The following is a 12,042-nucleotide window of genomic DNA, read 5'->3' on the forward strand; positions in this document are numbered from 1 at the left end:
GTCGCTTGTCTTCTTTGGAGAAATCCATGCATGGCATGCGTTTGTTTCCTCCTACATTCATGACGCGGTTTTTCCTTTTTCTCCTGCTTTGCTCCACCACCGAAGCAGCCACCATCCAGCGCATCTGGCTGAGCTTTCAGCGCGATGTGCCGACTCACATCACGGTGAACTGGGAGACCGCGCAGCCCGGAGACTCGGAGGTGTCCTTTGGGACCAGCGCCGCACTGGCCGGCAAGGTGGCCAAAGCAGAGCAGGTCACCCTGCATCACATCGAGATTCCGATTCCCGAGAAAGACGTGACGTATCATTACCAGGTGCGCTCAGGCGCTGAGACATCCGTGGTTCACACATTCAAAGGCATGCCCGCTAAAGAACTGCGCATCGCCGTGGTGGGGGACTGGGGTTTTGCTCAGCCGGATCTCGCCGCCTTGGTCAAAGATGACGCGCATGTGCTGATGACCGCAGGCGACAATGTCGGCAGCCTGCATCAAAAAGGCCGCGAAGGAACGAAGGCTTTCAGCGCGCTGATCGACTCGCAGCCCGAGTTGTTTCACACCACGCCCTTCATGCCAGTGCTCGGCAATCACGATCGTGAGATCCGTTCGCGTGGCCCCAAACCGCCTCCCGAAGCTGTGTATGATGTGGACGCGGCGGCCTATCGTGAATTCTTCGCGCTGCCCGGCAATGAATGGAACTGGACACTCGCGTTTCCTGAATTCGACACACGCTTCATCGCGCTCGACCTCGAGCACATCCAGGACATGGGCACCACTTGGCAGACGGGGCATCCCTTTGACGCCGCATCTGAACAACTCGCCTGGTATCGCCAGCAGATGCAGCCGCCGCACGCAGGCCACACGATCAGCATCCAAAACGAACGCAACGCCACCATGCGCGGCCAGTTGAAAGGCCAGTGGGGCCGGCTGTTTCAGCAGGGCTCTGCCGTCATCACCGGCTTTGGCTATTTCGCGGAACGAGCCATGGTGGATGGCTTCCCCTATTACAACACCGCGCTCAAAGGCGATGGAGATCGCTACCCCGATCCGAAGTCCGCCTTCTTCGCCAGCGAGCACAGCTACATCCTGCTCACCTTCAAACCGAAGTCACCGATGAAGGTCGAAATCAAGAGTCTGGCAGGGCAGGTGCTGGATCAGCAAAGCTATCCGGCGAGGTAGCACATCGCGGTGTTAACATAACACCCGGATTTGCCCGGATGAGCCGTGAATGCGATGTCCGGCAGCGTTCTTCTTCCACATCCAACCATGAAACACACACTCCTGCTTCTCTCTCTGTTCGCTGTGCATGCCGTCGCCCAGAACAAGGCCCTGCTCGATCTCGCTCTCGAACCGCCCGTGGTTAACACGCAGCCCGGACCCGAGTATGACGCAGACAAGCGGCCGGGAAACATGATCATCGGCATCGATCGCACGCCGAAAGGCCGCCTCTGGGCCGCATGGGTCGGCAACGGTGATTCGCCGAATGGCTTCTTCATGCTCGCGACGAGTGAGGACGATGGCAAATCCTGGTCCAAGCCGCGCGTCGTGATCGATCCTCAAGACGGCGAACTCAATGGCGTGAAGTATGAGCGCCGCGCCCTCGTCGGCAATCTGTGGACCGATCCCCTCGGCCGCCTCTGGTGCTTCTTCGATCAAAGCCTCGGCTACTTTGATGGCCGCTGCGGCGACTGGTACATCCGCTGCGATGATCCCGATGCCGCAGAGCCGAAATGGACCGCCCCCGTGCGCTTCGCCGATGGCTGCACCCTGAACAAACCCACCGTGCTGAGCAATGGCGACTGGCTCCTGCCCGTCTCACTCTGGACCCGTGACCGCATGCACGGCCCCGGTGTGGACAAGGAAGCACACAAAGATCTCGATGTGATCCGCATGGCAAATGTCTTCGCCAGCACCGATCAGGGCAAGACCTGGACCCGCCGCGGCGGCGTGGCCTTTCCACGCACCGACTTCGATGAACACATGATCGTCGAGCGCAAGGACGGCAGCCTCTGGATGCTCGCCCGCACCAAGGATGGCATCAGCGAAAGCACCTCCGCAGACAAAGGCGCGACGTGGAGCGCGCCCCAGCCCTCTGCGATTCAAAACCCCAGCGCCCGCTTCTTCATCCGCCGCCTCGCTTCGGGCAACCTCATCCTGGTGAAGAACGGCCCCATCAATGTGCGCCTGCCACGCCGCTCCAACTTGAAAGCTTTCCTCTCCGACGATGATGGCAGGACCTGGGGCAAAGGCTTCCTCATCGATGATCGCGCCGAAGTCTCCTACCCCGATGGCTTCCAGGCACCGAATGGCGACATCCACATCCTCTATGACTGGAACCGCCACACCGATGCCGAGATCCTGCATGTGAAGTTCACGGAGGAGGCCATGCAGAAGCAGGCGGAGATCGGCAAACTCACGATGGACCCCGAGGAGATCAAACGCCGCGCCACCGTCGGCAAGACCGTCGTCAACAAAGCGCACGCACCCAAGCTGCCGAAATCCATCACCCCGGATCCCACCTGGGCCGCGCAGGCCATCGAGGATGCAAAGCGGGACTTCAAGAGCATCCCGTATGACGGTATCACACCCAACAAAATGGTATGTGATACCACGCTGCGTGAGCTTCCCGACGGCTCATGGATCCTCTTCATCCTCGCCGGTGGCGACACCGAACCCAGCCCGCTGAACTACACCGGCGTCACCCGCAGCACCGATCTGGGAAAAACCTGGACACCGCTGGAGCGTTTCGATGTCGGCTTCCCGCGTGAAGGCAAAACCATCGGCCAGGGCCCCACGGAGCTCATGATCCTCGGTCAGCGCAGCACGCTTTTCTTCTCCACGCACTCCAAGCACTGGGCCAATGACTGGCGCTCCTGGTATCTCACCAGCGACGACTCATTCAAGACCTGGAGCAAGCCCGTTGAAGTCCCCGGTCGTCTCAAAGAGCGCACCTTCATCCGCAAGCACATTGTCTGCAAAGACGGCCGCATCATGGCTCCCTTTCAGCACTACATCGGCCCTGACGACCAGCAGGATCGTGCGCCTCTCGATCGCGACTTCACCAATCCGCGCAACGGCGTCCTCATCAGCAGCGATGGTGGCAAAACTTGGTCCGAACATGGCAACATTCGCCTCACCCCCAACAGCCGCTACTTCGGTTGGGCCGAAAACGATCTCTTCGAGCATCCCGATGGCCGCATCACCATGGTCATCCGTGCCGACGGTCTCGGCGGCATGCTCTACAAAGCGGAAAGCAAAGACGGCGGCAAGACCTGGCCCGAGTTTGCCTCCATCACCCAGATCCCCAATCCCGGTAGCAAAACCACGCTCTACAATCTCGGCGGGGATCGCGTGGCCATCCTGCACAATCCCAACAGCAAGCACCGCAGCCCCATGGCCTTGTGGATCAGCTTTGACGGTATGAAGACCTGGCCCTACCAGCGCGTCCTCCAGCAGGAATCTGTCGATGGCCCCAAAGGCCGCATGAACTATCCTGATGGCTTCGTCAGCAAAGACGGCCAGTGGCTCCACTTTGCCTTTGATGACAACCGCCACCGCGCCGTGCATTACAGCGCCAAGCTGCCGCCGGTGAAGTAATCACTTCATCACCATCGGCTGTCCGGTGCATTCGAGCACGCTATGCCAGAGCTCCTGCGTGGGATCCACCTTGCGGCGGCCATGGATGACGAGTTCCAGCGGCAGATGCACGAAGGAATTGTGCCAGCGGCCCACCAGCATGTTGGTCTTGCCGGCCATGGCGGCATGCACCGCGTTCTGGGCCAGGCGTGAGCAGTACACGTTGTCCTGAGCGTTGGCTGGGACACTGCGCACGATGTAGCTCGGATCGATGTATTTCAGATTCACCTCGGTCTTGCGCTCTTTGAAGAAGGCATTGATGCGATCCTTCAAAAAGGGGCCGATGTCGCCATAGCGCTTATTGCCGCTCGCATCGGTGTCATCGCCGGTTTGCATGAGGTGCTGCCCCGCACCCTCTGCCACCACGATCACAGCGCTGCCGCGCTTGATCAGCCGCTGGCGCAAAAACTCCAGAAAGCCGCCGTCGCCGTCCAGTTCAAAATGAACCTCGGGTATCAGCACAAAATCCACGTTGCTGCCCGCCAGCGCGGCATAGCACGCGATGAAGCCGGAATCACGCCCCATGAGCTTGACCAAGCCGACACCATTCACCGCGCCGGTGGCCTCGACATAGGCGCACTTCACCGCCTGCACCGCGGCATCGAAGGCGGTTTCAAAGCCGAAGCTCTTGTCTAGAAAGCTGATGTCATTGTCGATGGTTTTGGGAATCCCGACGACCGCCTTTTTCAATCCACGGCGTTCGATTTCCTTCACAATCTGCGCCGCACCACGCAGCGTGCCATCACCGCCGATCACGAAAAGAATATCGACCTTCATGTCCTCCAGCGTGTCCACCATCTCGCCAATGTCCTGCTTGCCGCGCGAACTGCCCAGCAGGGTGCCGCCGAAGTGGTGTGCCTGCTCCACGGACGAAGGTTTCAGTAGCAGCGGTGTGTGGCCGAAACGCTGCACCAGCCCTTCATAACCGTAGCGGAAGCCATACACCCGTGCGACGCCGTACTGCTGATGGCAGCGGTTCACGATGCCGCGGATGATGTCGTTTAAGCCCGGGCAGAGACCGCCGCAGGTCACGATGCCGACCGTGGTCTTGGCCGGGTCAAAGTAGATCATCTCCCGTGGCCCCGCCTCTTCGTAGCTCGGCTTTGACACATCACGTCCGTCTTCCAGCAGATGGCTGTGGTACAAAATGCGGTCCACCGCATCCGTTTTGTAGGGGGCCTCCACTCCGCCGATTCGGTGCAGGGGCGAATGAATCAAACAGGGGCCGAGCGTGGGGATGCTCGTGTCGGAAGGGGCTGGGGTCATGGCAGGTTGGTGAAGTGTAAAGCAGGAGAAGTGCCATTCTCCCTCTCCTCGTGGCACCTGCCAGCCACAATTGACCTTCCGCTAACTGTACATGTCAGTTGCAAAAACACGCATCCCCTCCTGCTTCCAGCCATGAGTACCGCTTTTCCCGACAACTTGCGCCTTCAACTCCGCCAGACCGGCGTGATTGCCGTTTTGATGATCGACCGTGTGGAGGATGCCGTGCCGCTGGCGCGTGCTTTACTGGCAGGTGGGGTTAATGGCATCGAGCTCACCCTTCGCACCGATGCGGCGCTCGAATCCCTGCGGCGCATCCGCGCCGAAGTGCCGGAGATGACCGTCGGCGTGGGCACCATCCTCACACCGAAGCAGGCAAACGAGGCCAAGGAGGCTGGTGCAAGCTTCGGCGTGGCTCCCGGTATGAATCCACGCGTCGTTGCCGAGGCGATTCGCATCGGCCTGCCGTTCGCGCCCGGTGTATGCACGCCCACAGACATTGAGATCGCCATCGAAGCCGGATGCCGTTTGCTGAAATTTTTCCCTTCGGAGCCGAGTGGTGGTCTTGCCTACCTGCGCAGCATCATGGCGCCGTTTATGCATCTCGGCGTACAGTTCATTCCCCTGGGGGGCGTGGGAGCTGGCAATGCTGCACACTATCTGCGCGAACCCGCGGTGCTTGCCCTCGGCGGCTCATGGCTGGCACCAAAAGAGATTGTGGCCAGAGGCGGGTGGGATGTCATCACCGCGCTGGCGCGTGAGGCCACGGACATCGTCAAGCAAGTCCGTCCATGAGTCGCGTCGTCACTTTCGGCGAAATCATGCTGCGCCTTGCCACGCCGGGCTTCGCACGTTTTCAGCAGGCCATGCCGGGCAGCCTGAATGCCAGCTTTGCCGGAGCCGAGGCCAGCATCGCCGCTTCGCTGGCCTACCTCGGCATTGATGCAGCCTTCGTCACCGCCTTGCCCCAAAATGCCATCGCAGATGCGTGCATCGCCGATCTGCGCAGCCTGGGAGTCGAGACCAAGCACATCCTGCGCACGCACGAAGGCCGCCTCGGAACCTACTTCCTTGAGCATGGTGCCAATCAACGCGGCGGCAACGTCATCTATGACCGCGATGGCTCCGCCGTGGCCATCACACCAGCCTACGCCTACGACTGGGACGCCATCTTCTCCGGCTGCGAGTGGTTCGTGATCTCCGGCATCACGCCTGCGATCTCACGCAATGCCTCCGAGGTTGCGCTCGCCGCTGTGCAGGAAGCCACACGGCGTAAAATCAAAGTCGTGTGCGACATGAACTACCGCACCAAGCTCTGGCACTGGGACCCGCCGCTCGCAGCCCGTGATCTCGCCACGCGCACGATGAAAACGCTCCTGCCTTTCGTGGACGTCTTCGTCGGTGGCATCAGCGATGCCACCGCCATGCTTGGCATGGATTACAACGGCGATCTGCACACTTTGGCAAAGCAGATCATCGCCCAGTTTCCCAACCTCACCCACGCCGCCTTCACCCTGCGGGATGGCAGCACCTCCGCCGCGCAGTGCTTCAGCGGTGCGCTCTATGAGGCTGCGGCGGACACCCTGCACACCGCGCCACGCTACACGATCACCCAGATCATCGACCGCCTCGGCGCTGGAGATGCTTTCACCGCCGGTCTCCTCTTCTCCTTCCTTCAAAACTCCCCTCCTGCCGTCGCCATATCCTTCGCCACCGCCGCTGGCTGCCTCGCCCATTCCATCGAAGGCGACTACAACTACAGCACCCGCAGCGAAATCGAGAACCTTATGCAAGGCGACGGCGGAGGCCGCGTCAGCCGTTAATTTTTCTTTTTATCATTTATGTCCAACCCCGTCACAATCGTTCCTCCAGCCACCCCCGACCGCTGGTCCCTCGAATCTTGGTTCTCGGCCTTCGGCGCTCCCGATTACACCGACTTCAAAGCCGCGCTTGTGCGCGATGTTGAGGAACTCAAGACACAAGCCGCCGCGCTGGGCATTGACACCATCGAGATGGCCCGCGTTATCAATGCGCTCGAATCGTTGAGTGATCGCCTCGGCCACCTCTCCGCCTATCTTGGCTGCCTGTCCGCAGATGACGCGAACAACGAAGCCGTGAAGGCCGATGAAGCATGGATCTCCACGCTCGAAGCCGAAAGCACCAAGCTCATGGCCTCGCTGCGTGCAGCGCTTGCGGCTTTGAGCGATGACGCATTTGCCACGCTGCTCGCCGATCCCTCTTTGAAAAACGCCGAGCACGCCGTGAAGCGCATGCGCCACGAAGGCCAGCACCAGATGAAGTCAGAAATGGAGGCCCTGGCCGCTGACCTCAATGTGAATGGACTGCATGCCTGGGGCCGCCTCTACGACACCCTCACCGGCAAGATGGAGTTTGAAATGACCTTCCCGGACGGGCACAAAGAAATCGTGCCCATGTCCCGCCGGCGCGCGCTGATGTCCGAGCCCGACCGTAAGCTGCGCGAAGCTGCCTTCAACGATGGGCAGAAGCCGTTCAATGATCATGCCGTCACTCTCGCTGCCGGTCTGAACGGCATCGCCGGTACCCGCCTCAGCCTCTATTCCCGTCGCGGTCTGTCTCACTTCCTCGACACTCCGCTGTTTGATGGTGCGATGAGCCGCAAGTCGCTCGATTCCATGCTGGAGGCCATCCACACACACATTGATCTGCCGCGCCGCGCCCTTCGCAAAGCCGCCAAGCTGCAAGGCACTTCCGCGTTGCATTACTTTGACCTCGAAGCACCCCAGATCGCCGCACCCGATGAAAAAGAACTCACCTGGGATGAAGCCTGCGCCACGGTGGATCATGCCTTCACCTCCGCCTATCCAAAACTCGGCTCCTACTTCCGCGAGATGCTCGCCCAGCGCTGGATCGAAGCTCAGCCCCGCGCGGGCAAGCGCCCCGGCGCCTTCTGCACCGGCTCCCAGCTCAAGCACGAAGAGCGCGTGTACATGACCTTCCACCGCACCGTGCATGACATGGTCACCCTTGCGCATGAAGTCGGCCATGCCTGGCATTCCTGCGTGCTGCGCCCCGCACGTTCGTTTGCAGCCAACTACCCGATGACGCTCGCCGAAACCGCGTCCAATTTTGGCGAGATGATCCTGCTCAACGGCCTCATGACCAATCCCGGCATCACCGAGGCCACGAAGGCCTATCTGCTGGATCAGGAAATGCTTCGTGCGCACGCCTACCTCATCAATATCCCGATGCGCTACGAATTCGAGAAGGCCTTCTACACGGAGCGTGCCAGCGGCGAGGTGAGCGTGAGCCGCCTCAGCGCGCTCATGAACGAAGCCCAGCAGAAGCTCTATGGCGATACCCTCCTCGACGGCGGCACCGATCCCATGTTCTGGGCCTCCAAGATGCACTTCTTCATCAGCGGCATCTCCTTCTACAACTTCCCCTACGTCTTCGGCTACCTCCTGAGCCAGGCATTGTTCGCCCGCTTCAAAGCCGAAGGCCCCTCCTTCCTGCCACGCTACGAATCCTTCCTCTCCATGACCGGCAGCGCAACTTGTGAGGAAGTGGTGAAACAAAGCCTCGGCGAAGACATCACCCAGCCCGAATTCTGGGCCACGGCGCTGAAGGCCATCGAACCGACGCTGACGGCTTATGAAGCGCTGAAGTGAGCGCAAGACGCATGCGTGGCCAGCGTTTCAGCGGCCACCATGCGCCTCATCCTCGCCATCCTGTTGCTCGCTGTCACAGCTCCGGCCGCTGACAAGCCGAACGTCCTGTTCATCGCCATCGATGATCTCAACCACTGGGTCGGTTACCTTGGCCGCAACAAGCAGACGATCACGCCCAACATCGACAAGCTCGCCGCCCGCGGTGTGCGCTTCACGCACAGCTACTGCGCCGCGCCCGTGTGCAATCCCTCACGCGCCGCCCTCATGAGCGGCATGCGCCCCGGCAAGACCGGCGTGTATGACAACAATGAGGACTGGCGTCCCGCAATCCCCGAAGAGCAGACGCTCACCCACGCCTTTCGTCAGGGCGGCTACTTCGTTTGCGGTGCCGGAAAAATTTACCACGAAAGCTACAAGCGCCGCGAAGACTGGGACGATTACCTGACCAACGAAGGTGGCATGCCCAAGGTGCCCAAAGGCCAGAGCGATGGCGTGGGCGGCATCAAGTTCGCCGCGCTCGACTGCAAGGATGAAGACCTCAACGACTGGCACATCGTCAACTACTGCATCGACCAGCTCGGCAGGCCGCAGGAAAAACCCTTCTTCCTCGCCTGCGGCATTCACAAGCCGCACATGCCCTGGAACGTGCCAAAGAAGTACTACGACATGCACCCCCTCGACAAGATCGAACTGCCCCCTTACAAAAAGGACGATCTCGCTGATGTGCCGCCTGCGGGAGTGAAGATGGCCAAGCCCGATGGCGACCACGCTGCAATGATCAAAAGCGGCCGCTGGAAAGAGGCCGTCCAAGGCTACCTCGCCGCCGTCAGCTACACCGACATGCTCATCGGTCGTCTCATGGAGGCCTATGACAAAAGCCCGCACAAAGCCAACACCGCCATCGTCTTCTGGGGCGATCACGGCTGGCACCTCGGCGAAAAAGATCACTGGCGCAAATTCGCCCTCTGGGAGGAGGCCACCCGTGCCCCGCTCATCTGGGTCGTCCCCGGCCTGACCAAGCCAGGCAGCATCTGCGAGCGCACCGTCGATTTCACCTCCGTCTTCCCCACCCTCACCGACGTCTGCGGCCTGCCCGCGCCCGCACACCTCGACGGCAAAAGCATCAAGCCCCTCCTCGCCGACGCCTCTGCCGCCTGGGACACCCCCGCCGTCACCACCTTCGGTCGGAACAACCACGCCGTCCGCACCGAAGGCTGGCGCTACATCCATTATGCCGATGGCGATGAAGAACTCTACAACGAGTCCACCGATCCTTACGAATGGACCAACCTCGCCAAAGATCCGCAATACGTCGGCACCAAGGCCGAACTCGCCAAACACCTCCCCACCATCAACAATCCCGTGGCCGGCAACGAAAAGACAGCGGCAAAGAAGGAAAAAAAGCTGCTCAAAAAAGCCAAGGATAAGGAGTGATCCCCTGAGCACATGAAACCGCTCCGCATGCCGCAGGGCAGGTAGGGCCCCGCTGTGTCGGGGCCCAAATTTCGGGTCTGCCACATCGCAGGCGCAAAAAAAAGGTGCGCCGTCCTGACAACATGGAAAGGCAGAAGCAGCGACGGAGAATAGCCATCCCGCCTGTCTATCTAGACTCTCGTAATAGACTGCCACATTCATCTTGAAGGCCAAAGGCCTTCCGCATCATAGCGAAGGGATGCCGAGCCTCAGCGAGGCTTCCCTGGTACACTCTTTTCCGGGAAAGCAAAGCCAGTTTGCCCTTCGTAGCTTTAGCGAAGAATGGGCGCCTTCTTCACCCCACCGCGCCCTCCAGCAGCGTCTCACCGTCCCGCCGCCGCAGTCACAGCGCATCACCATCACCAGACGCTCTTCTCTACCACGTGCCATAAAGCCGGGGGCTTTTGCACAGACCCGTTTTCTACGGGTAATGGTATTAGGTTATGGTATCACGACTTCATCCGTGGTTAAAAATTCAGCACCTGCAAAACACTTTCACCACACTTCTGCTGGAAATCCGGCGAGGTGCCGCTACTCTCCTCGCATGATTCTGTCTCCCTTCGCTTGATCCCTCGGATCGTTTGAAGCCCCGGCCACGAAGCCGGGGAAAACAAACCATCGCATCCGCATCCGTCGCATTTGCCGCTGTCTAGGCGCGTCCCTGCGCGGGTCGATCAAGCCAGACCCCATCCCTTTTCAGAATCATGAACTTGCATCATGGGCGCGCCGCCGCGCGCCCGCAGGCCCCGGTCATGCCGGTGGTCCTTTCTGGCCGCGCCTGGACGGCGCGCCGCCTTCGTAACAACTGCTTCCGCCAGCACTGCCATGCCGCCGCCCGCAGCCGGCGTGTCATGGGCGTGCCGTGCTGGCGGGTTCTCGGCATGCGCCTCCTTACCGTGCTGGAGGCCCGTAGCCGTGTATTGTTTGACCTGCATCCCAAGGAACTCGGCGTCGTGCCTGCCATTGTTCGCCTCGCCGCCTATGCTCCGTCATGGGTGCGTCAGCCGGAAGACTGGCGGCCGGATCCTGCGCAGGATGCCCGCGCTCAGTGGGCTTCCTTCCTGCGCCACCTGCTGGCCTTGTATCCGGTGCCGGAGTTTCTCGACTCTGCATGGAACGTCTTCGGCCAGCCGAAGCATTTTGACCGCGACTGCTGGATTGCGGTGGCCCAGGGCCGTTCCTTGAAGGATGTGCCCGGCTTTCCCAGGAGCATCACCAGCCGTGTGCTGCATGCCACGCTCAACGGCGGTGAGGCCGCCGGCCTGGCCTCCGCCGTCTGGCGCGCCGAACTGGATGCAGCGGGCGCCGCGCCTGCGCTGCGGGAGGCGGTGATGACGCACCATGTGTTTCAAACCCTTGGCTGGCATGCTCTGGGGGCTAGGCTCGTGGAAAAGTTCGCCGCCGCTGCGGAGGCCTCTGTAGCCGCTCATTTCCCTCTGGTGGTGGACGCGTTGCACGCCATCGACGCACATCAGGGCCGTGCGCAGGCCGAGCAGTTGCTGCGGCTGCCGCTGTCCGCGCTCATGCGCCACGCGGTGAAGTTTCTCACCGGGCTGATGCAGGAGGAGGGGCATGACCTCACGGAGGAGCAGGTGCGTGCTGCGGCCGGGAGCGCGGAACTGCTGCGTCTCGCCGACAGGCGCTGGCGGCCCATGCTTGGTGGCATTCCCTTTGAAAGCCGCAGCGGCTGGGTGGACGGCCGTCCCATATGGCGCGTGGACGAGCTGTGCACCACGGACGCCCTCAAGGCGGAAGGGCGGGCCATGCAGCACTGCGTGTCCGGCTACACCGGCCGCTGCCGCAGCGGCAGATCCGCCATCTTCAGCGTCCGTTTTCTAAGACGGGAAAAGGCCGTCGTGGAAGCGCTTTCAGTGGCCACCATTGAGGTTGAGCAGGCCACACGGAAGATCGTGCAGATCAAGGCACCGCGTAACACTCACGCCGGTCAGAATGTCATGCGGATCATCGACGAATGGGCCGCCGCCAACCACCTGGAGCGTATGGAATAATTCCTCCGCCACGAT

The 12,042-nt window shown here is 61.1% G+C and carries 8 protein-coding genes; 7 read left to right on the top strand and 1 reads right to left on the bottom strand.

Features of this window, described 5'->3' with window-relative positions:
• Nucleotides 1-59: 59 nt before the first annotated feature.
• Both AC3RLQ_RS25820 and AC3RLQ_RS25825 read left to right on the top strand, forming a co-directional pair.
• A complete protein-coding gene (locus AC3RLQ_RS25820; protein ID WP_493031551.1) occupies nucleotides 60-1,175 on the top strand; it encodes a purple acid phosphatase family protein in 1,116 nt (371 codons plus the stop codon).
• An 87-nt stretch (nucleotides 1,176-1,262) separates the two neighbouring features.
• On the top strand, nucleotides 1,263-3,593 hold the full coding sequence (locus AC3RLQ_RS25825) for a sialidase family protein (RefSeq protein ID WP_493031552.1): 2,331 nt from the start codon (nucleotides 1,263-1,265) through the stop codon (nucleotides 3,591-3,593).
• Here the strand turns inward: AC3RLQ_RS25825 and AC3RLQ_RS25830 are convergent, their stop codons facing one another.
• On the bottom strand, nucleotides 3,594-4,898 hold the full coding sequence (locus tag AC3RLQ_RS25830; protein ID WP_422321538.1) for an ATP-dependent 6-phosphofructokinase: 1,305 nt from the start codon (nucleotides 4,896-4,898) through the stop codon (nucleotides 3,594-3,596).
• Nucleotides 4,899-5,030: 132 nt separating this feature from the next.
• On the opposite strand from AC3RLQ_RS25830, the gene AC3RLQ_RS25835 reads away from it, so the two are divergent.
• The 5 genes from AC3RLQ_RS25835 to AC3RLQ_RS25855 all read left to right on the top strand — a co-directional run bounded on the left by AC3RLQ_RS25835 (nucleotide 5,031) and on the right by AC3RLQ_RS25855 (nucleotide 12,027).
• Nucleotides 5,031-5,690 carry a bifunctional 4-hydroxy-2-oxoglutarate aldolase/2-dehydro-3-deoxy-phosphogluconate aldolase gene (locus AC3RLQ_RS25835; protein ID WP_493031553.1) on the top strand — a complete coding sequence of 220 codons (660 nt, stop codon included), beginning with the start codon at nucleotides 5,031-5,033 and terminating at the stop codon, nucleotides 5,688-5,690.
• Nucleotides 5,687-6,718 carry a PfkB family carbohydrate kinase gene (locus AC3RLQ_RS25840; RefSeq protein ID WP_493031554.1) on the top strand — a complete coding sequence of 344 codons (1,032 nt, stop codon included), beginning with the start codon at nucleotides 5,687-5,689 and terminating at the stop codon, nucleotides 6,716-6,718. Before AC3RLQ_RS25835 ends, AC3RLQ_RS25840 begins: the two co-directional genes overlap by 4 nt.
• Nucleotides 6,719-6,736: 18 nt before the next feature.
• Complete coding sequence (locus AC3RLQ_RS25845; RefSeq protein ID WP_493031555.1) at nucleotides 6,737-8,545, top strand: M3 family oligoendopeptidase; 1,809 nt, start codon at nucleotides 6,737-6,739, stop codon at nucleotides 8,543-8,545.
• A gap of 39 nt (nucleotides 8,546-8,584) precedes the next feature.
• Nucleotides 8,585-9,979 carry a sulfatase gene (locus AC3RLQ_RS25850; protein WP_493031556.1) on the top strand — a complete coding sequence of 465 codons (1,395 nt, stop codon included), beginning with the start codon at nucleotides 8,585-8,587 and terminating at the stop codon, nucleotides 9,977-9,979.
• A gap of 743 nt (nucleotides 9,980-10,722) precedes the next feature.
• On the top strand, nucleotides 10,723-12,027 hold the full coding sequence (locus AC3RLQ_RS25855) for a PcfJ domain-containing protein (protein WP_493031557.1): 1,305 nt from the start codon (nucleotides 10,723-10,725) through the stop codon (nucleotides 12,025-12,027).
• The last annotated feature ends 15 nt before the right edge of the window (nucleotides 12,028-12,042 follow it).

It is taken from the genome of Prosthecobacter sp. GW821-HT29F12 (assembly GCF_058803405.1).

Excerpts from the sequence above, each read along its gene's own strand:
- AC3RLQ_RS25820 (WP_493031551.1), top strand. The coding sequence starts at position 60 with ATGACGCGGTTTTTCCTTTTTCTCCTGCTTTGCTCCACCACCGAAGCA.
- AC3RLQ_RS25825 (WP_493031552.1), top strand. The coding sequence starts at position 1,263 with ATGAAACACACACTCCTGCTTCTCTCTCTGTTCGCTGTGCATGCCGTC.
- AC3RLQ_RS25830 (WP_422321538.1), bottom strand. The coding sequence starts at position 4,898 with ATGACCCCAGCCCCTTCCGACACGAGCATCCCCACGCTCGGCCCCTGT.
- AC3RLQ_RS25835 (WP_493031553.1), top strand. The coding sequence starts at position 5,031 with ATGAGTACCGCTTTTCCCGACAACTTGCGCCTTCAACTCCGCCAGACC.
- AC3RLQ_RS25840 (WP_493031554.1), top strand. The coding sequence starts at position 5,687 with ATGAGTCGCGTCGTCACTTTCGGCGAAATCATGCTGCGCCTTGCCACG.
- AC3RLQ_RS25845 (WP_493031555.1), top strand. The coding sequence starts at position 6,737 with ATGTCCAACCCCGTCACAATCGTTCCTCCAGCCACCCCCGACCGCTGG.
- AC3RLQ_RS25850 (WP_493031556.1), top strand. The coding sequence starts at position 8,585 with ATGCGCCTCATCCTCGCCATCCTGTTGCTCGCTGTCACAGCTCCGGCC.
- AC3RLQ_RS25855 (WP_493031557.1), top strand. The coding sequence starts at position 10,723 with ATGAACTTGCATCATGGGCGCGCCGCCGCGCGCCCGCAGGCCCCGGTC.